The organism is Bradyrhizobium brasilense (assembly GCF_029714345.1).
Taxonomy (GTDB): Bacteria; Pseudomonadota; Alphaproteobacteria; order Rhizobiales; family Xanthobacteraceae; genus Bradyrhizobium; species Bradyrhizobium australafricanum.
This window is the reverse complement of record NZ_CP121669.1, coordinates 7,859,190-7,881,494: the sequence shown is the minus strand read 5'-3', so window position 1 is coordinate 7,881,494 and position 22,305 is coordinate 7,859,190. Positions and strand designations below refer to the sequence as shown.

Annotated in this window: 24 protein-coding genes; 10 read left to right on the top strand and 14 right to left on the bottom strand. The window is 64.0% G+C overall.

The features are described from left to right. Positions 1–34: 34 nt before the first annotated feature. Complete coding sequence (locus tag QA635_RS36400; RefSeq protein ID WP_057015458.1) at positions 35–274, bottom strand: DUF2171 domain-containing protein; 240 nt, start codon at positions 272–274, stop codon at positions 35–37. Positions 275–345: 71 nt separating this feature from the next. Next, complete coding sequence (locus QA635_RS36395) at positions 346–825, bottom strand: cupin domain-containing protein (protein ID WP_283064676.1); 480 nt, start codon at positions 823–825, stop codon at positions 346–348. A 219-nt stretch (positions 826–1,044) separates the two neighbouring features. Here QA635_RS36395 and QA635_RS36390 point away from each other — a divergent pair, with 219 nt between their 5' ends. Beyond that, positions 1,045–1,644, top strand: coding sequence for a 3-keto-disaccharide hydrolase (locus QA635_RS36390; protein WP_057015457.1), 600 nt, complete (start codon positions 1,045–1,047; stop codon positions 1,642–1,644). A gap of 60 nt (positions 1,645–1,704) precedes the next feature. On the opposite strand, the gene QA635_RS36385 is transcribed toward QA635_RS36390, so the two are convergent. After that, a complete protein-coding gene (locus QA635_RS36385; RefSeq protein WP_283064675.1) occupies positions 1,705–3,177 on the bottom strand; it encodes a hypothetical protein in 1,473 nt (490 codons plus the stop codon). A 123-nt stretch (positions 3,178–3,300) separates the two neighbouring features. Beyond that, positions 3,301–4,407, bottom strand: a complete 1,107-nt coding sequence (locus QA635_RS36380) for a glycoside hydrolase family 5 protein (protein ID WP_283064674.1) — start codon at positions 4,405–4,407, stop codon at positions 3,301–3,303. A 166-nt stretch (positions 4,408–4,573) separates the two neighbouring features. Between QA635_RS36380 and QA635_RS36375 the strand changes: the two genes are divergently transcribed. Further along, entirely contained in the window at positions 4,574–4,720 is a 147-nt protein-coding gene (locus tag QA635_RS36375) for a hypothetical protein (RefSeq protein WP_168856515.1), read from the top strand. Between the two features lie 20 nt (positions 4,721–4,740). Here QA635_RS36375 and QA635_RS36370 read toward each other — a convergent pair whose 3' ends face one another. From QA635_RS36370 to QA635_RS36350, 5 genes are all read right to left on the bottom strand, one after another. Further along, positions 4,741–5,688: a DUF5996 family protein gene (locus tag QA635_RS36370; RefSeq protein ID WP_283064673.1), complete on the bottom strand. Its 948-nt coding sequence runs from the start codon at positions 5,686–5,688 to the stop codon at positions 4,741–4,743. Positions 5,689–5,820: 132 nt separating this feature from the next. Continuing rightward, positions 5,821–7,437 (bottom strand): B12-binding domain-containing radical SAM protein, encoded by a 1,617-nt coding sequence (locus tag QA635_RS36365; protein ID WP_283064672.1) that lies wholly within the window; start codon positions 7,435–7,437, stop codon positions 5,821–5,823. A gap of 248 nt (positions 7,438–7,685) precedes the next feature. Beyond that, positions 7,686–8,285, bottom strand: a complete 600-nt coding sequence (wrbA, locus tag QA635_RS36360) for an NAD(P)H:quinone oxidoreductase (RefSeq protein ID WP_225645668.1) — start codon at positions 8,283–8,285, stop codon at positions 7,686–7,688. A 150-nt stretch (positions 8,286–8,435) separates the two neighbouring features. After that, positions 8,436–9,134: a pirin family protein gene (locus QA635_RS36355; protein WP_283064671.1), complete on the bottom strand. Its 699-nt coding sequence runs from the start codon at positions 9,132–9,134 to the stop codon at positions 8,436–8,438. A gap of 74 nt (positions 9,135–9,208) precedes the next feature. Next, positions 9,209–9,961, bottom strand: a complete 753-nt coding sequence (locus tag QA635_RS36350) for an SDR family NAD(P)-dependent oxidoreductase (RefSeq protein ID WP_069278265.1) — start codon at positions 9,959–9,961, stop codon at positions 9,209–9,211. 116 nt (positions 9,962–10,077) lie between these two features. On the opposite strand from QA635_RS36350, the gene QA635_RS36345 reads away from it, so the two are divergent. The 4 genes from QA635_RS36345 (at position 10,078) to QA635_RS36330 (ending at position 15,560) form a co-directional block, all read left to right on the top strand. Continuing rightward, positions 10,078–10,992 (top strand): LysR family transcriptional regulator, encoded by a 915-nt coding sequence (locus QA635_RS36345; protein WP_016846155.1) that lies wholly within the window; start codon positions 10,078–10,080, stop codon positions 10,990–10,992. A gap of 172 nt (positions 10,993–11,164) precedes the next feature. After that, entirely contained in the window at positions 11,165–13,600 is a 2,436-nt protein-coding gene (locus tag QA635_RS36340) for a Nal1-like putative serine protease (RefSeq protein WP_283064668.1), read from the top strand. 448 nt (positions 13,601–14,048) lie between these two features. Further along, positions 14,049–15,038, top strand: a complete 990-nt coding sequence (locus tag QA635_RS36335; RefSeq protein WP_283064666.1) for a tripartite tricarboxylate transporter substrate binding protein — start codon at positions 14,049–14,051, stop codon at positions 15,036–15,038. A 141-nt stretch (positions 15,039–15,179) separates the two neighbouring features. After that, positions 15,180–15,560 (top strand): hypothetical protein, encoded by a 381-nt coding sequence (locus QA635_RS36330; protein WP_283064664.1) that lies wholly within the window; start codon positions 15,180–15,182, stop codon positions 15,558–15,560. Here the strand turns inward: QA635_RS36330 and QA635_RS36325 are convergent. The 4 genes from QA635_RS36325 to QA635_RS36310 form a co-directional block, all read right to left on the bottom strand. Beyond that, positions 15,557–16,030 carry a YbaK/EbsC family protein gene (locus tag QA635_RS36325; protein WP_283064662.1) on the bottom strand — a complete coding sequence of 158 codons (474 nt, stop codon included), beginning with the start codon at positions 16,028–16,030 and terminating at the stop codon, positions 15,557–15,559. The genes QA635_RS36330 and QA635_RS36325 overlap by 4 nt on opposite strands. 5 nt (positions 16,031–16,035) lie before the next feature. Beyond that, positions 16,036–16,779: a haloacid dehalogenase type II gene (locus QA635_RS36320; protein WP_283064660.1), complete on the bottom strand. Its 744-nt coding sequence runs from the start codon at positions 16,777–16,779 to the stop codon at positions 16,036–16,038. Then, a complete protein-coding gene (locus tag QA635_RS36315; RefSeq protein WP_283064658.1) occupies positions 16,776–17,615 on the bottom strand; it encodes a dienelactone hydrolase family protein in 840 nt (279 codons plus the stop codon). The genes QA635_RS36320 and QA635_RS36315 overlap by 4 nt, the downstream gene beginning before the upstream one ends. A 137-nt stretch (positions 17,616–17,752) precedes the next feature. After that, positions 17,753–18,637: an amidohydrolase family protein gene (locus tag QA635_RS36310; protein WP_028333003.1), complete on the bottom strand. Its 885-nt coding sequence runs from the start codon at positions 18,635–18,637 to the stop codon at positions 17,753–17,755. A gap of 465 nt (positions 18,638–19,102) precedes the next feature. On the opposite strand from QA635_RS36310, the gene ykgO reads away from it, so the two are divergent. After that, a complete protein-coding gene (gene ykgO, locus QA635_RS36305) occupies positions 19,103–19,228 on the top strand; it encodes a type B 50S ribosomal protein L36 (protein WP_002718645.1) in 126 nt (41 codons plus the stop codon). A 123-nt stretch (positions 19,229–19,351) separates the two neighbouring features. Then, positions 19,352–20,020 carry a tetratricopeptide repeat protein gene (locus tag QA635_RS36300; protein WP_225162236.1) on the top strand — a complete coding sequence of 223 codons (669 nt, stop codon included), beginning with the start codon at positions 19,352–19,354 and terminating at the stop codon, positions 20,018–20,020. A 97-nt stretch (positions 20,021–20,117) separates the two neighbouring features. Here QA635_RS36300 and QA635_RS36295 read toward each other — a convergent pair whose 3' ends face one another. Then, complete coding sequence (locus tag QA635_RS36295; RefSeq protein WP_018269760.1) at positions 20,118–20,294, bottom strand: hypothetical protein; 177 nt, start codon at positions 20,292–20,294, stop codon at positions 20,118–20,120. Positions 20,295–20,656: 362 nt separating this feature from the next. Between QA635_RS36295 and QA635_RS36290 the strand changes: the two genes are divergently transcribed. Further along, positions 20,657–21,097, top strand: a complete 441-nt coding sequence (locus tag QA635_RS36290) for a PEGA domain-containing protein (RefSeq protein WP_283064654.1) — start codon at positions 20,657–20,659, stop codon at positions 21,095–21,097. A 140-nt stretch (positions 21,098–21,237) separates the two neighbouring features. After that, positions 21,238–22,200, top strand: a complete 963-nt coding sequence (locus QA635_RS36285) for an alpha/beta fold hydrolase (RefSeq protein ID WP_283064652.1) — start codon at positions 21,238–21,240, stop codon at positions 22,198–22,200. The last annotated feature ends 105 nt before the right edge of the window (positions 22,201–22,305 follow it).

Below are 22,305 nucleotides of genomic sequence, written 5' to 3'. Positions count from 1 at the left end.
GATGATAGCATCGCTCCCACCCCGCGCAACGCGGCTATTGACGGCCGTGCTGCCAATGCGCCGTCACGTCGGAGCCCGATTTGTTGAGGTGGACGTGCTGGTCGACATGGTCGACCCAGGACAGCGGAATGAAGTGATGGTGCTGACCGTCAGGCGAGCTTTGCTTGGTCAGCTTGATCTGGTCGGTGCCTTCCATGTGGTCGACCTTGCCGACCGTTTTCTTGTCCGACGAGATCACATCCATATGTTCCCGAATGTCGGCAGCGTTTGCCATGCGTCATCTCCTCGTCATGCTGATGAGGATGAAACGCCGCCTGGATGCAAAAGGTTGCTAGCCGGTACCGGCTACTTCTGCTCGACCTCGGTTGCGGTGGCCGGGCCTTCGCCCATGATCAGCAGCACGGCGTCCTCGTCCTTGGCGCCGTCCCAGTGCACCTGCTTGCCGAAATGGGTGACGAAGCTGCCGGCCGGCATCGCCACGGTGCCGTGATCGGGATCGAATTTTGGACCCGAGCCCACCCACCAGGTGCCCTTGAGCACCACGATGTAGCGGTCGTTGGGATGGAAGTGCGGACGGCTGAAGTGATTGCCTTTGGTCCATTTGGTGTAGACCATGTAGAAGCCGGGCTTCGCGGGATCGCCGACCACGACTGCATTCTGCGCGCCGCGCGCGTCAGCCGGGCTCCAGGGAATCTGATCCGGCAGCTTGTAGGTGACGGCGGCCGGATTGAGCTCAGCCGCGGAGCTGACGCTCAACATGCCGGCGAAGGCCAGCGGCATCAGCGGCATCATCAGGTATCGCCATGATCGGTTCGACGCCGTCATCGGTATGCTCCCAGATCGGATTACTCGGGCGACTGCCGCGCCCGTACGTCGCGCGATGCTAGTCGTCCTCGCTTCCGCCCGGCAAGACGCGGCCGTGCATGTCTGACCTCAGGATTGCGGCAACGATCCGTGACACAACGCAGTTGCAATATGAAAAAGCATTTACGCCGCCGCAGACGATGATAGGTTGCGCGCCAACCAAAAGACGGGAGGATAACCTTGAAGAAGCATCTGTCGATACTGGCGGCGGGACTCGTGATCGGTGCGGCCGCGCTGCAATTTTCCACCGCGGCCTCGGGGGACGACGGCTGGGTCACGCTGCTCGACAGCTCCAAGAAGGGTGACTGGGACGAGGTCGGCAAGGCCAATTGGGCGATGAAGGACGGCGCGCTGGTCGCCGACAAGCTCGACGGCAAGGATCTCTCCTATCTCGTCAGCAAGACCCAATACAAGGATTTCCAGATCAGGGCGGAGTTCTGGACCGACGAGGATGCCAACAGCGGCATCTTCATCCGCTGCGAAGGCAACAAGGTGATCGACTCCAAGGTCTGCTACGAGGTCAACATCTTCGACAAGCGGCCGGACCCGACCTACGGCACCGGCGCGATTGTCGACGTCGGTAAGGTCGATCCGATGCCGAAGGCGGCCGGCAAGTGGAACGTCTACGAGATCACGGCGCAGGGGCCGCATTTCGTCGTGACGCTGAACGGCCAGAAGACCGTCGACGCCCAGGACTCCAAGCACGCCAACGGTTACATCGCGCTCCAGTATGGTTCGGGCGTGGTCAAGTTCCGCAAGGTGCAGATCAAGCCGCTCTGACGGCTATTCGCGAGCGGAGCCCGGTCGCGGCGCGGCCGGGCTTCTGCTTGCTGTCATGCGCTATCGATCGGTCGTCGCCTGATCGTCACCCTGTGTGCGCAGATGATGGCCGATCACGAGCCCGGTCAGGCACAGCAGCAGCCCAAGTGCCGGCGGCGCAAACAGCGCCTCCTCCTGGAAGATGCCGTTCACCAGCACGACCATCGTGCCGAAAGCGGCTAGCCCCTGGATGAGGATTCCCGACGAGGCGTAGAGCCGCCAGGCCTTCAGCGCCATCGCCAGGAAGTAGCCAAGCGGCACCAGCGAGCCGATCCCCATCTGGTACAGCAGCACGCCGACGGCGCTCTCCACCGCGCCGTCCATCGTGCCGGCCGCCTGCGCGGCGTTCCAGTCGATCGAGAAATAACCTTCGGAAAGGTTGCCGCCGACGCCAAGTCCGCGGCCGATCGGATTCTGCCGAAAACCGTCCCACCCGCCCATGAAGCCGATCACGTGGAAGTCGCCGATCTGGAGTCCGATATAGATCGCGGCGATGGCGTACAGCACGAGCCCGACCAGCGCGACGGCAAGGGTGACGGTTGCGCCGAGCAGCCAGGTTGCTGTCCAGCCCAAGGCGACAAAGATGACCAGGATGAGCGCGCCTTTCACGCTACAGCAAATCAGCAGCGGGATCGCAGCCAGCGCCAGCCAGCGATATCCGACCGCGAACAGGAACAGGATGGAGAAGGCGATCCCGTAACCGAAGCTGATCGGGCTCATATTCGGTCCGAAGATGCGCAGCAACGACGAGAGGCCGAGGTCCTCGAACAACGGGCTGTTGAGAAAGCTGAAACGGAAGCGATCGATCAGATCCACCGGCACCCTGCCGGTTGCGCGCATCTCGGCTTCCCAGGATCCGGAGCGGCTCGCCTTGAGTTCGTCGAAGTGCCAGAACGTGTAGCCGTTGGTGATGGAGAGCCAGAAATCGCGGAACAGCAGCTCGACATATCCGCAGACGATCAGCAGCGCGGCAACCGTCACCAGGAAGGGCGTGATGCGGATCTCGAAGGTTGCGGCCGTCAGCAGCGACAGCTGAAACAGAAACAGCGGCAGCGCAATGTTGCGCAGATAGACGAGGGCCGCGTGCGAATCCTGCGTGGCGCCGAGCAGGAAATACGCCGTCACGGTTGCGAGCGTGATCAACCCCCATTTCATGATCCGGTCGATCTCGGCGGAATGTTTGCGCTCGTGCAGCGCATAGAGCGCCAGCGTGACCAGCCACATCACCGCGATGACCAGGAAATTATAGCCCTTGACGAAATCCATCTCCTGCTCGGTCGTCATGTAGGACGACAGGATCGAGACGAAGAGGTTCTGGAAGAAGATGATGAAGATGGCGATCGACGGCGCGTAGGCCGGCACTGCGAGCACGATGGCGCAGCCGATCAGACTTTCGACGACGATCGCGAGCCCGGCGTTGGCCGCCTGCATGATCGGCGCGAATGCGATCGATGCCACGGCGATGCCGAGTGCAGGAATCAGATCGCCGGCCAACAGCGGCCGCGGGGCTATCTCTGCTCGCACAGGCTCTGACCTAATGTGACCGGACGTGTGGGCGTGCCACACCGCATCGTCGATCTAGCCGCGCATTGTGTAAGAACCGGTTAACCAGATGGATCAGCGGGTGCCGAGCAGGGCCCTCAGCGCATCGCGGTCGACCTTGCCGGTGACCGCGTCGGCGAGGCCGAAGCCTTGCGACAGCTCCCAATGGGTCCAGCCCCAGCATTGTTGCCGGGCGTAGGCCGTCACGCCGGCGAGCCAGCGCAGCCGGCTGTCGCGCGGCGCTCCGGCTTTCAGTACCCCGAATTCATTGATGATGATCGGCCGCGAATATTGCCGTTGCCAGGCGGCGGCAGGCTCGAGCCATTTGTCGATGCCGCGGTCGGGAACGGCGCGGTCCACCATCGCGAGCGCCTTGCGCTTGTCCAGCGCGGTGAGCTGCTCCCGCAGCTGCTGAACCCCGGGATCGTCGGCGCCGACCGGATAGGGCAATCCGGTGACGTCGTGCAGCGGTTCACCCGGATCCCAATGGGCCTGATGGGTGAACACCATCGGATCGTAGAAGTGGATGGCATAGACGACATTCGGATCGTCGAGCGGAGTGAAATCCGGCAGCGAATCCGCGCGCTGCCAGTTGACCGGCCCGGTGACCAGCGTGGTCTGCGGCAGCAGGTCGCGAATGAAGCCGGCCAGCTCCCGGACTTCGCCCTGCCATTGCGCGGCCTCGACATCCGGCTCGTTCAACAGTTCCGCAAACACACGGTCGGACGGATAGCGCTGTATGACCCGTGCGAGCTCGGTCCAGGCGCGCTTCATTTCGATCATCGCACTGGTGGGATCGTCCTTGTGCAGCGCGTTGAAGCGCTCGCCGGAATGCAGGTCGATCGACACCGCATAGCCGAGCGCGAGCAGGGTCTTGAGCGCGGCATCGACGGTGCGCAGGCGGCTGTCGATCTCGGCTTTCGCGGCGAAGCGCGGCATGACGAAGTCGGCGGGCACCGGCAGCCGGATGTGGGTCATGCCGGCCTTGCGCAGCTCGAGCAGCAGGCTGCGGGGCGGCGCCGACCGCGGATCGGCGATCCAGCCGTCGGCATTGACGCCGCGTGACAGCGCCTTGAGCCGCTCGGCCGGGACACCGTCGATCAAGGCGGGGCAGGCGCGCGCGGCGACCGACAGCAGAATCGACGCGCTGACCGCGAGGGCAAGGATCGATGGCCGCGTCATGACCGATCAGCGTGCGATGGTTGTCGCGGGATCGTGACGGGTTGCGGGGCGCTCACGAATATACTGCCTGTTGTGTTCGAGCCGGCCGGGGGGGTGCGGGGCGTCGTCCAAAAGATAGCTCGGCCAAGCAACGATGCGGTAAAGACGTAACACGAAAATTTAACTTATGCGCCTTCGCCGACTGTCCACGAGAATCGCAAACGAAGCGTTTGGTCGCGACCGCGCCGTGCTGGCGCTGCGTCACTATCCGAAATTCTCCGCGCGGCTGAAGCAGGCGCTCGGCAAGGCGACCCCGTCGCGCGAAGAGGATTGAGCCGCCGGCACAGCGCGCCGCTAGACCCCTCGGACCACGCCCGGCTGGCCCGGTGCGCATTCCAGCGCAGCACGGTCCCAGTTCGCGTTGATGGCCGCGGCCTCATAGCTCGATTGCAGGAATTCGAGCAGCGCCTTGTCGGGGTCCGCAGCCGTCCGCACGGCGTCGTAGGGCAGGATGAATTCGCCAAGCGCCTCGCTGAAGAACGCAGCATCGGGCCGTACCGGCGCGCTGCGATAGCCCGCGGGTTCCGGATAGGCGTAGGAATAGAACGCGGGATAATCGATCGCGCCGCCGCCCGGCCAGAAGCCGGCGCTGCTGACCTCGTGCGAATAGGCCTCGTGCGCCACCTCGTCGGGCAAATGGGGCACGCCGCCGGGATGCCGCGGCGCGGTTCTGCCGGAAAACCGCGTCACCGCGAGATCGAAGCTGCCCCAGAAGAAATGCACCGGGCTCGCCTTGCCGAGGAAGCCGGTCCGGAATTGCTTGAACACGCGATCGCAGTTCACGAGGATCTGGTGAAACCGGCGCACGGCATCCGCGTCGTACGACGCATGCTGCGTATCCTGCGAAAAGCGGATCGGATCGGCGACTTCGTTCGGTATCTCGTCAATGGCGACGTCGATGCCGAGGTCCTTCAGATTGCTCATGACCGCCGCGTAGAAGCTTGCGACCGATTGACCGGCCAGCGCGAATTGCCGTTCGGTGCCGTCGCTGGTCGAGATGCGGAGCACGTGATCGATGAAATCGAAGTCGATCTGGAACGTGCGATCGCCGTCGGGGATCGGCGAGGTCGTCAGCCCGCGCGCCGTGACATAGAGCGTGACGTGCCAGGAGTGATTGAGCCAGGGCGACTTCGCCAGCCGGATCTTGCCTGCGATCTGGGTGAAGAGCTGGAGCGTGGCACAGCTGTCGCGCCACGCCGCGGTCGGCAGTTCCGGCCAGCGGGTCTTCTGTGTGTCGGTCATGACAAAACCTCTGGGCTGCGCGACGTACAGTGTTTCGGCTATTACGAATTGGTCGCGATGACCTTGGGGAACCGATCCTCTCGTTCCGCGCGACGTGCTCTGGTCGGCGAAGCGCACGAACGCGCTTTGCCGTCAAACCGCACGTAGGTTAGTTCGCGGCCCAAGCTCCGTGGCCCTCACCGGCGGCATATCGTCGAGGGCGGCAATCCGGCGGTCAATCTCACGGATCACGTGTTTCGAGAATGGCCCGAAATGCAAATACAGCGCCATCAGCATCACGATGTAGCGAAGCGCGCCCGGATTGGACTTGGCGACCTCGACGAAGGTCTTCCAGAACGGTTCGCGGACCTCCGGCAGGGCACGCATGATCGTGTGCACGCCCTCGATGCCGCCAAGCCTCTTGCGTATGTCGCCATCCGGCAGGTCGCGGCGCCGGTCGGACCGGTCGAGCATGGCGGCGAGCCGCGACAGCCGTCCTGCATAGGCCGTCGGGTCGAACACGTGCCCGATCACGGCCTTGTAGTCCTCAAGGATGTCACGCAGCGGACGTATGGTGTCGAAATTGCAGCCGAGCGTGCATTGGTCGCCCGCCTGCTCGACTTTCATGAGATCATGGCCTTCGTGCAGGCGGCCTTCCTTCGCCAGCCGCCGCGTCAGCTGTGTGCCCGGCAGTGCATAGAGCAGTCCAACCATGCAGACTGGAATGCTCGCCTCCTCGATGAAGTCGATCATCGCGTGCCCCATCGAGGCTTTCTCGGTATCGAACCCGACGATGAAACCCGCGGTGACGAACATGCCGTAGCCATAGATCTTGTGAATGCATTCGGCGATGTCGCGCCGGGTGTTCTGCTTCTTCTTCATCTGCACGAGGGTCTCCGGATCCGGGCTCTCAATGCCGACGAAAATCCCGAAGAAGTTCGCGTCCTTCATCGCCTGCAACAGCTCGCTGTCGTCAGCGATATTGATCGAGGCTTCCGTCGAAAACTCGAACGGATAGTCTCGCTCCTCTAGCCAGGCTTTGAGCTGCGGCAGCAGGATGCGGAGGTTTTTCTTGTTCCCGATGAAGTTGTCGTCGACGAAATCGACATGTCCGCGATAACCGTGATCGTAGAGCGCTTGCAACTCAGCGAGAATTTGATCGGGGGTCTTGGTGCGCGGCACACGACCATACAGCTCGATAATATCGCAGAACTCGCAGGTGAACGGGCAGCCACGTGAATATTGCACGCCAATGAAGAGATAGTGGTCGAAATTGATCAGGTCATAGCGGGGCATCGGGCTTAGCGTGACGTCGATCTTGAATTTCTCGGCGACGAACACGCCCTTGCGCTCTCCACTTTCCCAGGCGGCGACAAATTGCTGAATGATTTGCTCTGCCTCACCGATCACCTGGAAGTCCGCGTCGGCGTAAAGATGCGGGCTGGAGGAGACGTCAGGTCCGCCGACACACACCGGCTTGCCGTGCCGGTGTGCGAGATCGATCAGGTGGAGAAAATCAGGCTGCTGGTTGAGCATGCCGCCGATCATGACAAGATCGGCCGAGTCGAGATCGGCGTCCGTCAAGGGCTCGGTGTTACGGTTGATGAGGCGAATATCCCAATGCTTGGGCAGCATGGCGGCGACGGTGATCAGTCCGAGCGGCGCCGCCGGATACTTCGCATCGACGAGTTCACAAGCTTCCGTATAGTTCCAGAAGGAGTCCTGAACGAACTTCGGATAGATCATTAGGACGCGACAGGGAACCGTCATGTTGCTCCGGCCTGGATATTGACGGGCACGATGACACGCGGCTTGTCGCCGCTCAAGGGCTCAATTCGCGGCCAATTGTCAGGCAATCTTGGACATGGACGCCAATTACGTCGATTATCAGCCTTTCTTGGCGTCTCTCGGCGTCTCTTGGCGTTCGAGCAGCGATCGCTCTTGCGCCGTTGTCCGGGAACGACGTCGCGACTTTGGTAGGGGCGGCAATCGCGAACGAGAATGCCGCCCTCGTCGCATCAGCCGTGAAGTTTCCTCGCGGTCTCCGCGATCGCGCGGCCCTGATAGCGGGCTCCGGCGAGTTCGTTCTCGCTCGGCTGGCGGCTGCCGTCGCCGCCGGTGATCGTGGTTGCGCCGTAGGGCGCGCCGCCGGTGACCTCGTCGAGCTTCATCTGTCCGGCAAATCCGTAGTTCAGCCCGACCACCGTCATGCCGAAATGCAGGAGGTTGGTGATGATCGAGAACAGCGTGGTCTCCTGGCCGCCATGCTGGGTCGCGCTCGAGGTGAAGGCGCCGCCGACCTTGCCGTGCAGCGCGCCCTTGGCCCAGAGGCCGCCGGCCTGGTCGAGGAAGTTGGCCATCTGCGAGGCCATGCGGCCGAACCGGGTGCCGGTGCCGACGATGATCGCATCGTAGTTGGCGAGATCGTCAATCTTGGCGATCGGCGCGGCCTGGTCGAGCTTGTAGTGCGAGGCCTTGGCGACTTCGGCCGGCACCAGCTCGGGGACGCGCTTGATGTCGACGGTGACGCCGGCTTCGCGCGCGCCTTCCGCCACGGCATTCGCCATCGCTTCGATGTGACCGTAGGCGGAGTAATAGAGAACGAGAACCTTGGCCATGATGGCCTCCTTGTGGTTTGGCAGTAGGGTGAAGTTAAGGAACCCCGTCATTGCCGGGCTTGACCCGGCAATCCATCAAACGAAGAACTCTTGCGAAGCCCGATGGATGCCCGGGTCAAACCCGGGCATGCCGAAGTGTGGATGTGGTACTTACGCCGCGTCGACGAGCACGAGCTCAGCATCCTCGAGCGCGGTGATCTTCAGCTTGGCCTCGTCGCGGATCGCGGCGCCGTCGCGGGCATTGACGCGCACGCCGTTGACCTCGATGCTGCCGGCCGCCGGCACCAGATAGAGGTGACGGGCCTTGTCGGCGGCATATTCCGCGCTCTCGCCGGCCTTCAGCGTGGTGGCAAGCACCCGCGCATCGGCGCGGATCGGCAGCGCGTCATTGTCGCCGTCGATACCCGAGGCGATGGTGACGAGCTTGCCCGAACGGTCCGCCTTCGGGAACGGCTTCGAGCCCCAGGTCGGGTGGCCGCCCTTCGTCGTCGGCTCGATCCAGATCTGGAAGATCTTGGTCTTCGCCGGCTCCAGATTGTACTCGGAGTGACGGATGCCGCTGCCGGCGCTCATCACCTGCACGTCGCCGGCTTCGGTACGTCCCTTGTTGCCGAGCGAATCCTGGTGCGTGATTGCGCCTTCGCGAACATAGGTGATGATCTCCATGTTGGCGTGCGGATGCGCCGGGAAGCCGGAGTTGGGCGCGATCTCGTCGTCGTTCCAGACGCGCAGCGCGCCGTGGCTGACATTGTCGGGATCGTAGTAGCTCGCGAACGAGAAGTGGTGCTTGGCCTTCAGCCAGCCGTGGTCGGCGCCGCCAAGCTCTGCGAATGGTCTGAGTTCGATCATGGTCATTCCCCTTGATGTCGATGTTGAGGAGCGGGCCGGGCGCTCCGCGCCCGGCGTCTCCAGAAAATTTGCGATCAGGCGCCGAAGCCGCCGTCGACGTTGAGCACGGTGCCGGTCACGAACGAGGCTTCCGGGCTTGCCAGGAACACGACGCCCGCTGCGACTTCCTCCGGGCGGCCGAAGCGTTGCAGCGCGTGCTGCAAGCGTTGCGTCTCGGCAAACTCGCCACCGTCCTTCGGGTTCATGTCGGTGTCGATCGAGCCGGGCTGCACCACATTCACCGTGATGCCGCGCGGTCCGAGGTCGCGCGCCGCGCCCTTGGTGTAGCCGACGACGGCCGCCTTGGTGGCGACGTAGTCGGCAAGGCCCGGGAACGAGGCGCGATCCGCCAGCATGGAGCCGACGGTGACGATGCGGCCGCCTTCGCCCATCAGCTTGGAGGCGGCGCGGATCGCGGTGATCACGCCGTCGATGTTGATCGCCTCCTGGCGGGCGAGCGTCGCGGTGTCGGCCTTGGGATCGTCGACCGCGCCGCCCGACGCGACACCGGCGTTGTTGACCAGGATGTCGAGCCGGCCAAAATCCTTGGCGACGGTCTTCACCAGCTGATCGACATCGGATGACGAGGCCTGGTCGGCCTTGTAGGCGCGGGCGTTGACGCCCTTGCCCTTCAATTCGGCGACCACGGCCTCGGCCTTCTCGGGAGAGGCGACGTAGCTGATCGCGACGCTCGCACCTTCCGCGGCGAGTGCACGAGCGCTGGCCGCGCCGATGCCGCGCGAACCGCCGGTGACGAGGGCAACCTTGCCTGAGAGCTTCTTTGTCATTGGATTTCTCCATCGGTTGAATTTGATGGCACTTGGATATGCCTCCGGCTGTGGTATAGAAATAGAAACTATTGAAACTCATTGTTTCCAGTATTGAGCAATCAGGACAGCGGCCCATGTCGAAACTGCCGGACTTCGAGGCGCTCGCGATCTTCGCAAAAGTCGTGGAATTACGGTCGTTTGCGGCGGCCGCGACCGAGCTCTCGCTGTCCAAGGCGACGGTGTCCAAGGCGGTCAGCCGGCTGGAGGAGCGGCTCGGCGCCCGGCTGTTCAACCGCACCTCGCGGCGGCTGGCGCTGACCGATGCCGGCCAGAAATTGTCGGAGCGCGCCGCGCGGCTGCTCGCCGACGGCGAGGCGGCCGAGAACGAGGCGCTGGCGCAATCGACCACGCCGCGCGGCCTGGTGCGGCTCGCGGTGCCGATGAGCTTCGGCATCAAGACGGTGGCGCCGCTGCTGCCGGAATTCATGGAGGCCTATCCGGAGGTTTCGATCGACCTGCACTTGAGCGATGCCACGGTCGACCTGATCGGCGAGGGCTTTGATGCTGGCCTGCGCATCGCGCGGCTGCCGGATTCCTCACTGATCGCGCGGCGGCTGTGCGGCATGCCGCGCTACACGGTGGCGGCGCCGTCCTATCTGAAGCGCCACGGCCGGCCGACCCATCCGATGCATCTCGCCGAGCACAAATGCTTCGGCTACGCCTATCTCTCGACCCAGGGCGTCTGGCACTACACCAACGCGTCGGGCGAGCAGGCGAGCGTGCGTCCCGCCGGCCAGCTCCGGGTCAACAACGGCGAGGCGGTGATGCCCGCGCTGCTCGCCGGCCTCGGCATCGCCGATCTGCCCGACTTCATCGTCGGCGATGCGATCGCGCGCGGCGAGGTCGAGGTGATCCTGAAGGGCTGGAAGCAGCCCGAGGGCGCCGTGCATCTCGTCACCCCGCCCGGCGGTCCGCGGCCCGCGCGCGTCGAGGTGCTGGCGGATTTCCTGGCGAAGCATTTCGCCAAAGGGCGCGCGCAGCGGAAATAGAAATCCGCACGCGGACCGGTGGAGGGACATCCGACCCGCCCCGTCACATTCGTGTCATCCCTTTTAAATTGTATTACTTATGTGAACTAACCCACGATCGTGGGCTGCCGCGATCGTCTATTTCTGCGTCCTGAACCGGTGTTGCCGCAAAGCGCATTTTCGGAGGAACCAGATGATTGATCTGACCAAGCACGATTTCACGTCATTGTCGGTGAAGGATCTGCTCGATGCCCGCGAGGCCTATCACGTGCATCTGGCCCATCTGCAATCGGTCTACGCCACGGCGATCGGCCGCTATCTGATCCGGGACAACGACCGCAACGCGACGGAAAGAAAGGCCCACTCCAAGCCGCAGGCGCTCGGACCGCGCACGCTGTTCAATTCGTCGGTCAAGGACTGGTCGTGGCCCTGCATCCTCGTCTTCGTCCGCGACTGGATGAAGCGCTCCGAGCTGAAGAACCATCCGGAGAAGCAGGACCAGCTGGTGCCTCCGTTCCTCTATCTGCCCGACGGTCGCGTCGTGCCCACCTGCGTCGTCAAGGTGGATCCGAACGAGGGTAGCCCCGGCACCGTCGATCCGCCGGTGTTCAAGAGCGATCTGGTCGGCGGCGGCTTTCCGGTGCAGACCATGATCCAGGGCAAGATCCACCGTGGCTCGATCGGCTGTCTCGTCACCAATGGCGAGACGGTGTTTGCGCTCTCCAATCGTCACGTGGTCGGCGCAGCCGGCCGCGAGATCTTCGCCGGCTTCAAGAACACCGACCGCCGCCTCGGCGTCAGCGATGCGCTGCAACTCGGCAAGCGCGCCTTCAGCGAGGTCTATCCCGGCTGGCCCGGCTCGCGCGTCGTGGCCAATCTCGATGCCGGCCTGATCCGCGTCGATGACGTCAAGGGCTGGACCGCACAGGTTTACGGCGTCGGCCAGGTCGGCGACGTCGTCGACCTCAATGTCGGCACCTTCCGTCTCGACATCATCAACCAGCCGCTGATCGCGTTCGGTGCGACCAGCGGATTGATGAAGGGCAAGATCCTCGGCCTGTTCTATCGCTACAAGACCGTCGGCGGCGTGGAATATGTCAGCGATTTCGTGATCGGCCCGCGCGACGGCGACACGCCGCTCAACAATTATCCGGGCGACTCCGGCACGGTCTGGTTTGTCGACGATCCGGACGCCAAGAAGAACGCCAGCGGCGCGCGGATCCTCAGTCCCCTGGCGCTCGAATGGGGCGGCCAGGAATTGTTCGGATCGAGCGGCAAGGTCCCGATGCAGGTTGCGCTCGGCATCTGCATGGCGACGCTGTGCCGCGAGCTCGATGTCGAGTTGATCGGCGACTGGAACGCCGGTCACACCGAGTATTGGGGCGAATGGGGCCACGTCAAGATCGGCGCCTACGCGACCGGTCTGATCGATGCGAAGTTGCCCAAGCTCGCCACCATGATGGACGCCAATTCCGACAATATCGGCCTCGACGACAAGCTGCTCGTCGACCTCAAGCCGCATCAGCGAGGCACATTCTCGCCGCTGGCCGATGTCGCCGACCTGGTGTGGCGCTTCACCCGGCACACCGACGAAAGCAACCATTTCGCCGACATGGACAAGCCCGGCAGGGACGGCAAGACGCTGCTCGATCTTTGCGCGGAGTCGACGCGCAACGTCGATCCGAAGGTCTGGAACGACTATTACGAAGGGATCGGCGAGGACCGGCGCGGTGCATTGCCGTTCCGGGTCTGGCAGATTTTCGACGAGATGGTCGAGTATGCCGCCGCCAACAAGAAGTTGGAATTCGTCTGCGCCGCGGGCATCGTCGCACATTACATCGGCGATGCCTGCCAGCCGCTGCATATCTCGCAATTCCACCATGGCCTCGATCCGAACGACAAGGCGCATGCCAAGGTGCACAGCGTGTACGAGACCACGATGATCGGCCGCCACGGCAAGGATCTCATCAAGATGATCCCTGACGCCAGGACCAGCGACGTCGCGGAGATCGTCCCGGGCGGCACCCCGACCGGCCGCGACGCCGCGGTTGCCGTGGTCGCGCTGATGCAGCGGACCGTGAAGCGGCTGCCGCCGATGACCATCGTCAACCTGTTCAACTCCCACATGGGCAACGGCCAGGTCGAGGCGCTGTGGTCGAAGCTGAAGGATGCCACCGCGGCCTGCATGCAGGATGGTGCCAAGACCCTGGCCCGGGTCTGGGAAGCGGCCTGGCGCGCCGGCGCGGGCGAGGACCGCGGGCAGGGCGGCAAGTTCGATCAGGACAGTTTGAGCAAGCTCTACAACGACCCGCGCTTCCTGCCGGCGTTTCCGCTCCAGCAACTCACACTGGATGCCGACGACCACCTCGTTCCGATCGGAGGCAGCAGCACGCGGCGCCGCGGCGCGACAACCGCGCGACGCGCGCGTCCGCAAGCAGCGAAGAAGGCCGCCAAGAAAGCTGCGAGGGAAACGGCCAGGAAGGCGCCGAAGAAGGCGGTGGCGCGCAAGCGGCCGGCCGCGGCTGCTCCGGTCCGACGCGCGGCCGCCAGCAAGAAGACCGCGACCAAGCGCGGCGCGGCCAGCAAGCGGTCGGTCGGAAAGACCCGCAGGGCGGCGCGCAAGCGTTAGAGCAAGATGACTTACATCACATCGCGCAGCGGATTCAGCTTTACCTCGCCCCGCGTGCGGGGAGAGGTATAGGCCGCCTTTGGCGGCCGTTCTCAAGAACGCCGAAGCGGAGCTTCGGCTATGACGCATCGTCAGATGCGTTCCGGGTGAGGGGGAGCCTCCACAAGTCCAACTGTCGCCGTTTACGCGGAGGCGGCCCCTCACCCCAACCCTCTCCCGTAAGAACGGGGAGAGGGAGCACAGCGCCGTCGTTATTCGATCGAATCTCAGCATGCACTCGGCCCGACCAGGCTCGATCTTCCCCATCGGTCAGTCGGCGTCAGGTGCGACGCGCGGGACGCTTGAGATCAGCGCTCCGCTCCTGCACGATACGACCAAGCCGCGGCTCTGACCGCGGCATCGCGATCGGTTGCGATCGCCAAAAAAGATGATTGGGGAGAAACTCTCGATGAACCGTCGCGAACTCCTGCGCGTCGCTGCCGCATTGCCGCTTGCGCAGGCTGCGCTCGCCAACTCCGCGTTTGCGCAAGCCGCCTATCCCAACCGCAACATCACGATGATCGTGCCGTTTCCGGCCGGTGGCCAGGCCGACCTTGCGGCGCGGCCGGTGGCGCTCGCGCTGGAGCGCATCCTCGGCAAGCCCGTCATCGTCGACAATCGCGCCGGCGGAGCAGGCGGATCGATCGGCAATGCGCAGGCGGCGCGCGCCGAGCCCGACGGCTATACGCTGCTGATGACGCTGTCCTCGCTCGCGGTGCTGCCGGAGGCCGACCGGCTGTTCGATCGTCCGGTTGCCTACGAGGTGTCGCAGTTCGCGCCGATCGCGCGCGTGCTCGCCGACCCGACGCTGCTGGCGGTGCCGGCCTCGGCGCCGTGGAAGACGCTGCAGGAATTCGTCGACGACGCGAAGAAACGCCCGGGACAGATCCCCTACGGCTCGTCCGGTCCGTACGGCACGCTGCATGTCGCGATGGAGATGTTCGCGGCGAGCGCAGGAATCAAGCTGCTGCATGTGCCGTTCCGCGGCGCAGGCCCGGCGCTCACCGCACTGCTTTCCGGCACCGTGCAGGCATTGGCGTCGGCGCCGGGCACGCTCAAGCAGCAGGTCGAGGACGGCAAGATGCGCGTGCTCGCCAATTGGGGCGCCGAGCGGATCGCGAGCTTCCCCGATCTGCCGACCTTCAAGGAACTCGGCTACAAGGACGTCGAGTTCTACATCTGGGCGGGACTGTTCGCGCAATCAGCGCTGCCGGCGCCGATCATGGAGCGGCTGGGCGCGGCGATGGCTGATGCCGTGAAGGCGCCGGAGGTGATCAAGACCTTCGAGACTGCGGGCAGTCCGGTCGCCTATATGGACGCGCCGGCGTTCTCAAAATTTGTTGCAGACGACAGCGCGCGGTTGATCGCGGCGGTGAAGAAGATCGGCAAGGTCGAATAGGGAACTCCCGGGACAAACTCTCTTCACTTTTAGTTGTCCGCGCGAACGATCCTTGGCCGCATTCATTGGGCAGCTTTGGAGCAAATCGCGGCGCGGGAACCTGCGCGCGCGGGCCAGTATCTGGAACAGCAGGAGCCCGACATGCGATCGCAGCGGATCGTCCTGAGCCTTGCCATAGCGATCGGCGGAGCTGTCACGGCAACGGCCGCCGTCGCCGAGGAGTATCGGGGAACCTGGGAACAGCAGATGGCGTGCACACCGGACGTGTGGCGGCTCTGCAGCGACCAGGTGCCCGACGTGCAGCGCATCGTGGCTTGCCTGCGGCAGAACACGCCGCAACTTTCCAGCAGTTGTCGTGCCGTGTTCGAATCGAACGCGCAACAGTCGCAGACGCAGGGCCGGGCCCAGCAGCCGCAAGCGCAGGGCCGCGCGCCGCAGCAGCCGCAGATGCAGCAGCGGCCGCGCGCACCACAGCCGATGCAGCCGGCGCCATCGCGGCCGCCGTTCGACGATGAGGACTAATCCCCAGGTCTGACTTCGCAGACGTCGACCCATTCGGCCGCGGTCAGCTCCGCCATCCTGTCGGGCGTGATGCGGACCGCGCTGTGGGTCGAGCCTGCCGCCGGCACCACGACATCGAACGCCTTCAGCGATAAGTCGCAATAGACTGGCAGCGGCGTCTTCAGCCCGAACGGGCAGACGCCGCCGACCTCGTGACCGGTGATGTCGGCGACCTCGTCGAGGCCGAGCATTTTCGGCTTGCCGCCGAACGCCGCCTTGACCTTCTTGTTGTCCATCCGCGACGTCCCGGCGGCGACGATCAGCACCACGCGGTCGCCGACCCGCAGGCTCAACGTCTTGGCGATCCGCGCCGGCTCGACGCCATAGGCCTCCGCCGCCAGCACGACGGTCGCGGAGCTCGTGGTGGATTCGATCACGGAGATTTCGGGCGCCTTCTCGGCGAAGAAGGCGCGGACGGAGTCGAGACTCATAATGTTCAGGACCTTGCAGACACCAGGGCGGGAAGTTCGGAGAGACCGTGGATCCGGTGATCGGGCACGACGCCGAGCTCGTCCATCTGGGTACGCAGCGCCTTGAACATCGTCAATGGCGCGACCGTCTCGCTTTCGACGCAGGCCAGCGCCATCGCTTCCGGCGTCACCCGCTCGATCCATGCGACGTTGAGGCCGAACGACTTGGCACCGCAGGCGTCCCACGGATTGGAGGAAATGAACAGCACCTCCGCCGGCGGTACTTTCAGCACCTCCTCGATCAGCGTGTAGGCCTCCGGCGCCGGCTTGAACACCTTGTGGGCATCGACGCTGATGGTCGCATCGAGCACGCGGTCGAGGCCTGAGTTGCGCACCAGCGCATTCAGCATGTCAGGGCTGCCGTTGGAGAGGATCGCGAGCTTCTTGTCCTTCATCGCCTCGAGCGCGGCGACCGCATCCGGATACAGCGCCAGATGCTGATATTTGTCGATGATGCGGGCGAAGGTCGCCGCATCATATTGCAGGCCGAGGCAGCGCAGCGTGTAGGCGAGAGAGTCACGAGTTACGCCGGCGAAATCCTGGTAGCGCCGCATCAGCGAACGCAGCCAGGAGTATTCGAGCTGCTTGATGCGCCAGATCTGCGTGATGATGTCGCCGTAGCCGGGGAACGCATCCTCGGTGACGTCGGCCACCGACTGGACGTCGTAGAGTGTGCCGTAGGCGTCGAAGACGATTGCCTTGATGGTCATTGTGATCTCTCTTGCCCGCCGATTGTCGCATACAGGAATTTCCTGAGTGCGTCGATGGATTGATCCCTGGCTACCTCGTTGAATTCGAGGTGATGACCGAGCATCTGCACCGGCGTGCTGTAATGCTGCACGTCGAAACCGTGATAGGCGCCGGGATAGACGATCAGCTCGATCGGATGTCCCGCACGATTCTGCCGGGAAATGCCGTAGTCGTCGCGGCCTTCGGCCAGGGTCCGGCACTCCTTGGCCGGCGTCCAGTCGTCGAGCTCGCCGACCATGATCAGCGTCGGCACCGTCATGTCGCCCTTGATGCTGACGCAGGGCGGGTAGAACGCGACGGCCGCGCGGAATTTCTCTGCCGCGTTATGTTCGATCGCGCCACGCTCGACCGAGAGCAGGGCGAGCCAGGCGCCTTGCGAGAACCCGACAACTGCGACGCGATCCGGATCGACCGCCGATTGCCGCGCGAGATAGCTCAGCGCACGATAGGCGTCATGGACGGTTGCGGCCGGCGCGCCGCCCGTGCAGGCGCTGGTGATGCCGCGCGGCCCGAACCGGTCGACCGTGAGCGTGACATAGCCCCAGGCCGCCAGCCGCTTGCCCCAGCGCTCGTCGAGTTGCTTGAAGAAGCCGCTGCAGCCGTGCAGCAGCACCACGGCGGGCGAGGGGCCCGGTCCATCGGGTGTTCGCAGATAGCCTTGCAGTGGCTGCGCACTTGCAAGCGGGCTCTCGAATTCGACGAACGCGGGCGGCTGCCCGCTGCGTGCCGCGCAGCAGAGTCCTGCGCTTCCGATCAGGAGTGCGGAGAGGGTGGCAAGTCCGGTGAAGCTCGTCATGAACCACCTCCGAAGCTTGCCGCCGACAATACTCCCTTAGATCATGATGCGCTTCGACGGAATCGCATCATGATCTCATTTCCTTGTTTGAGCATGATCTTTCCGGAAAACCGCTTCGCACTTTTCCGGATCATGCTCTAGATCCCCAAAATCTTCCGCGCGTTGGCCTTCAGGACCTTCGGCCGGATCTCCTCGCGGATGTCGAGCTTGGCGAAGTCGGCGAGCCAGCGGTCCGGCGTGATCACCGGCCAGTCGGAGCCGAACAGCATCTTGTCCTGCAGGATCGAGTTGATGTAGCGGACCAGGATCGGCGGGAAGTATTTCGGCGACCAGCCGGACAGGTCGATATAGACGTTCGGCTTGTGGGTCGCGACCGACAGCGCCTCTTCCTGCCAGGGGAAGGAGGGATGCGCGAGGATGATCTTGAGGTCGGGGAAATCGGCCGCGACGTCGTCCATGTACATCGGGTTGGAATATTTCAGCCGCATCCCCATGCCGCCCGGCATGCCGGAGCCGACGCCGGTCTGGCCGGTGTGGAACAGCGCGATCGCGCCGCCGTCGTTGATGGCTTCATAGAGCGGATAGGCCATGCGGTCGTTGGCGTAGAAGCCCTGCATGGTCGGGTGGAATTTGAAGCCGCGGACGCCGTATTCCTCGATCAGCTTGCGCGCCTCGCGGACGCCGAGCTTGCCCTTGTGCGGGTCGATCGAGACGAACGGGATCAACACGTCGAGATGATCGGAGGCGACCTCGAGCATTTCGTAATTGTTGTAGCGGCGGAAGCCGGTCTCGCGCTCGGCGTCGACCGGAAAGATCACCGCGGCGATGTTCTTGGCGCGGTAGTAGGCCGCGGTCTCCGGCACGGTCGGCGGATGCTTGTGCGGCGACTTGAAGTAGTCGGCCATCTGCGCCTGGAAGTCGTCATAGCCGTCGTCGCCATGCATGCCGCACGGCTCCTCGGCATGGGTGTGGATGTCGATCGCGGTGACCTTTTCGATGTCGGGCAGTTTGAGCTTGGGCATTCGGTTTCCCCGGCGGCGTGTTCATTGGTGATGGAAAATAATTATATAATATAACGATTTTCGCAAGCGCCGTGGCGTTGAAGGATTCTGGCCGCGCGCCGAGCTCGGCCCGGCGCGAGGTCCGGTTCGGTCGGGGGCGGGCGCGAGGAGGACGAAAACTCGATTCGGCGGCCGTGGCGCCATCGTCAAAGGGCGACGGCGGGTCGCCTCGTTGGTTCGGATAATTGTGGCCGTCGCCGTTTCCGAAGCGATCTCAATGGCGTGGCGCGGTACCCGGCGCGGGTTCCGGACCAAGGCAGGCCCGAAAATCGGCCCATCTCGGTTGACATTTAACGGTCCGATGGCTTAGAACCCGGCCGTCCCGGGCGGCAGGCCGCTTGTCGGGATAAATCCCATTTTGCCAAATATTGGCATTGATCAGGTACGGCCTCCAACACGGGCCTTTCGAAGTAACAGGATTGTCCCATGAAGGTCCGTAACTCGCTCAAGTCGCTGCGCGGCCGCCATCGCAACAACCGTCTGGTTCGCCGCAAGGGCCGCGTCTACGTGATCAACAAGGTCCAGCGCCGCTTCAAGGCGCGCCAGGGTTGATACGCCAAGTCTGATCGGCAAGGCTGATCCCGCCCGGATCGCCGGCCGATTCCGATCCTTCCTTCACAGGTGTTTGACGCCGCGCTGCTTTGCAGTGCGGCGTTGTGCGTCTAGACTTCGGCCATGGGATTAAAGCTCGGATTCAAGTTCCTGGGGCCCACCAACCGCCGGCTGGCGATCCTGATCGCCGCGCTTCTGGCCATGCCCGTTGCGGCCGTCGCGCAGGACGATCCGCGGGTGGTCCCGCCGCCCAGGGCCCAGAAAAAACTGCCTGAAGCTCCGACCAAGCTGCCGAAGGTGCCGGCCGACCGGACCCGCGGGCTGGATTTCCTGTTCGGCGCGCTGAAGGCCGCGCCCGACGAGGACAGTGCCCGCCATGTCGAGGCGCGGATCTGGGCGCTGTGGCTGCAAACCCCGAGCGATACCGCGGCGCTGTTGATGGTGCGCGCCAAGGCGGCGATCGACGCCCAGAATGTCGATGTCGCGCTGAAGCTGCTGGACGCGGTGATCAAGCTCCGCCCCGACTATGTCGAGGCCTGGAACCGGCGTGCGACGATCTACTATTTGAAGAACGATTACGTTCGTTCGCTGGGAGACCTGCAGCAGGTGCTGACCCGTGAACCCCGCCATTTCGGCGCGCTGGCGGGCGTCGGCATGATCATGCAGGACATGGGCGACGACAAGCGTGCGCTCGACGCCTTCCGCAAGGCGTTGGCTGTCGATCCCTACCTCGAGAAGGTGCCGCAGATCGTCAAGCAGCTGACCGAAAAGGTCGAAGGCCGCGATATCTGATTGCGTGCGATTGATCGCGATCGTGGGGCGATGGCCGCGAATGGGCACGTTGCTCGCGAGCTTGATGCTTGCTCGCGGTACGGTCCGGCGCAGGAGGCTAGTGCAAGAACTTGCCGCGGGACGCGGTGTCCTGGGCTACGGCAGCATAGAATTGCTGAAGCTCCGCCTCCAGGTGCTCATTCACCAGCAACAGTGCCTTCAGCGCGCCGCGCAGGTCGCCATTGCAACTCGCCACGATCTGATCGATGGCCGCATCGCTAGGGTCGGAAATCATGGTACTCCTCCGATTATTTCCCGTTGAACTCGTCATGCGGACGCCGGTTCCTGTGGATACTGTGTACAAACCAGGAAGCGTTCCAGTGGCGTCCCGGTTTCGATGAAGCCTCGCGTCTGATGGCGAAATTGCCACCGCCAATCTATGAAATGACTAATGACGCAGGTATGAACCCGCTATCCACAGGCTGGGCGCATTGTGGACAACTCCGCGCCGGGCGCGAGCCTGACACGCCCAACTGGTTCATGACCACGACAAAAGGGCCCTCGAAGCCCAACCAGGCCCTACCATTAGGTTAAAAGTTGATTGCCGTCGCCCACAAGTTGCGACACAACGCGGCTGGCTGGGGGGAAGACAATTTTATGAAATCGATTTTTGCTGCGTCGCTTTGCGTCGCATTAGGCGGCTGCGCGTCAGTGACACGCGGTACAACTGAGACCATCTCAATCGCATCAACACCCGCAGGCGCGACAGCCGACATCGCAGGATTGGAGATACCGACCGCCTGCGTCACGCCGTGCGCGATTCAGGCCAAGCGCAACGCGGATATTGTCGTCACGATCAGCAAGGAAGGCTATCAATCGCAGATCATTCCGCTGACCAAGGACATCAGCGGATCCGGCGGAGCAGGTTTCGCCGGAAATATATTGCTTGGCGGCATTGTCGGCATGGGAGTCGACGCTGCGACCGGGGCGGCGCTCGATCACAAGCCCAATCCCGTGATCGTGACGTTGCAGCCCACGACGCCTCCGCCACCGCCGCCACGGCCCCCAAGACGTCGGGAATCGAAACCCGTCTCGTAGGGGCGCTGGCTCCGTTGTCGCGCTGAGGCAATATCGGCTCGGCCGACATTGGACTTGCGGCTGCAAAGCGGGATAGCATCGAAACCGGCTCGTACCTCCACCGTAGCTCCTCGGTGCGCAGGATTATCCGGATCGTCTTGATGCTCGCTTTGATCGTCGTGCTGGCGGTAGCCGGGCTGGCGCTGGCCTTGGCGACACAGTTCGGCGTCCAACTGATCCAGCGCGCCTTCCCGCCTCAGGGGCGAATGATCGATGTGGCCGGGGCGCGGCTGCATGTGGTCGAACTCGGCCCGCGCGACGCGGTCGGGCCGCCGGTCGTGATGCTGCATGGTGCAAGCTCCAATCTCCGCGCGATGCAGCCGCTCGGCGATCGCGTTGCCAAAGCGCGCCGGGTGATCCTGATCGATCGGCCGGGTCACGGCTGGAGCACCCGCGCGCGCGTCGCGGATTCGACGCCCGCGATCCAGAGCCGGATGATCGTGGAGGCGCTGACCAGGCTCGGCGTCGAGCGGGCGATCGTGGTGGCGCATTCCTGGGCCGGCGCGCTCGCCCTGCGCATTGCGCTGGATCATCCGGACCGCGTCGCCGGCCTCGTGCTGCTCGCCCCTGTCGCCTATCCGTGGCGCGGCGGCGCCGGACGCTACAATGATGTGATCTCGACGCCTTTGATCGGGCCATTGCTAGCACACACGATCACGCTGCCGCTCGGTCTCCTCATTGCCATTTCGGCTGCGCGCGGCGTGTTCGCGCCGCAGCCGGTGCCGGTCGATTTCGTCCGCGACAGCGAGTCGTTGCTCCTGCTGCGTCCGCGCGAGTTCATCGCCAATGCGCACGACCTCGTCACGCTGAAGGCGGCCGTTGTCGAACAGGCCCCGCGCCATGCCGAGATCAGGGCGCCGCTGTCGATCATTTCGGGCGACGTCGACAAGACGGTCTCGACCGGCATCCACTCGCGGCCGCTCGCCGCATCGGCACCGAACGCGAAGCTGATCGTGCTGCCGGGCACAGGCCACATGGTGCAGTACGTCGTGCCCGATCTCGTGGCGTCCGAGATCGAGACGATGGCCGGCCTGATGGTGCGGGACGCGGTGACGGCGCAATAGCTGCCGCGCCTTTGCGCCGCGCGAATGTGATCCGGCAAGGCTTGCGCCGCCGCGTGGCGCCGAACATCATGCGGCCCACGCGGTTTCGGATTGCAGCAAAGGACA

Bases quoted from the DNA above. Each gene is read 5' to 3' on its own strand.
- QA635_RS36400 (WP_057015458.1), bottom strand. From the start codon at position 274: ATGGCAAACGCTGCCGACATTCGGGAACATATGGATGTGATCTCGTCG.
- QA635_RS36395 (WP_283064676.1), bottom strand. From the start codon at position 825: ATGACGGCGTCGAACCGATCATGGCGATACCTGATGATGCCGCTGATG.
- QA635_RS36380 (WP_283064674.1), bottom strand. From the start codon at position 4,407: ATGACGCGGCCATCGATCCTTGCCCTCGCGGTCAGCGCGTCGATTCTG.
- QA635_RS36375 (WP_168856515.1), top strand. From the start codon at position 4,574: ATGCGCCTTCGCCGACTGTCCACGAGAATCGCAAACGAAGCGTTTGGT.
- QA635_RS36370 (WP_283064673.1), bottom strand. From the start codon at position 5,688: ATGACCGACACACAGAAGACCCGCTGGCCGGAACTGCCGACCGCGGCG.
- QA635_RS36365 (WP_283064672.1), bottom strand. From the start codon at position 7,437: ATGACGGTTCCCTGTCGCGTCCTAATGATCTATCCGAAGTTCGTTCAG.
- wrbA (WP_225645668.1), bottom strand. From the start codon at position 8,285: ATGGCCAAGGTTCTCGTTCTCTATTACTCCGCCTACGGTCACATCGAA.
- QA635_RS36355 (WP_283064671.1), bottom strand. From the start codon at position 9,134: ATGATCGAACTCAGACCATTCGCAGAGCTTGGCGGCGCCGACCACGGC.
- QA635_RS36350 (WP_069278265.1), bottom strand. From the start codon at position 9,961: ATGACAAAGAAGCTCTCAGGCAAGGTTGCCCTCGTCACCGGCGGTTCG.
- QA635_RS36345 (WP_016846155.1), top strand. From the start codon at position 10,078: ATGTCGAAACTGCCGGACTTCGAGGCGCTCGCGATCTTCGCAAAAGTC.
- QA635_RS36340 (WP_283064668.1), top strand. From the start codon at position 11,165: ATGATTGATCTGACCAAGCACGATTTCACGTCATTGTCGGTGAAGGAT.
- QA635_RS36335 (WP_283064666.1), top strand. From the start codon at position 14,049: ATGAACCGTCGCGAACTCCTGCGCGTCGCTGCCGCATTGCCGCTTGCG.
- QA635_RS36330 (WP_283064664.1), top strand. From the start codon at position 15,180: ATGCGATCGCAGCGGATCGTCCTGAGCCTTGCCATAGCGATCGGCGGA.
- QA635_RS36325 (WP_283064662.1), bottom strand. From the start codon at position 16,030: ATGAGTCTCGACTCCGTCCGCGCCTTCTTCGCCGAGAAGGCGCCCGAA.
- QA635_RS36320 (WP_283064660.1), bottom strand. From the start codon at position 16,779: ATGACCATCAAGGCAATCGTCTTCGACGCCTACGGCACACTCTACGAC.
- QA635_RS36315 (WP_283064658.1), bottom strand. From the start codon at position 17,615: ATGACGAGCTTCACCGGACTTGCCACCCTCTCCGCACTCCTGATCGGA.
- QA635_RS36310 (WP_028333003.1), bottom strand. From the start codon at position 18,637: ATGCCCAAGCTCAAACTGCCCGACATCGAAAAGGTCACCGCGATCGAC.
- ykgO (WP_002718645.1), top strand. From the start codon at position 19,103: ATGAAGGTCCGTAACTCGCTCAAGTCGCTGCGCGGCCGCCATCGCAAC.
- QA635_RS36300 (WP_225162236.1), top strand. From the start codon at position 19,352: ATGGGATTAAAGCTCGGATTCAAGTTCCTGGGGCCCACCAACCGCCGG.
- QA635_RS36295 (WP_018269760.1), bottom strand. From the start codon at position 20,294: ATGATTTCCGACCCTAGCGATGCGGCCATCGATCAGATCGTGGCGAGT.
- QA635_RS36290 (WP_283064654.1), top strand. From the start codon at position 20,657: ATGAAATCGATTTTTGCTGCGTCGCTTTGCGTCGCATTAGGCGGCTGC.
- QA635_RS36285 (WP_283064652.1), top strand. From the start codon at position 21,238: ATGCTCGCTTTGATCGTCGTGCTGGCGGTAGCCGGGCTGGCGCTGGCC.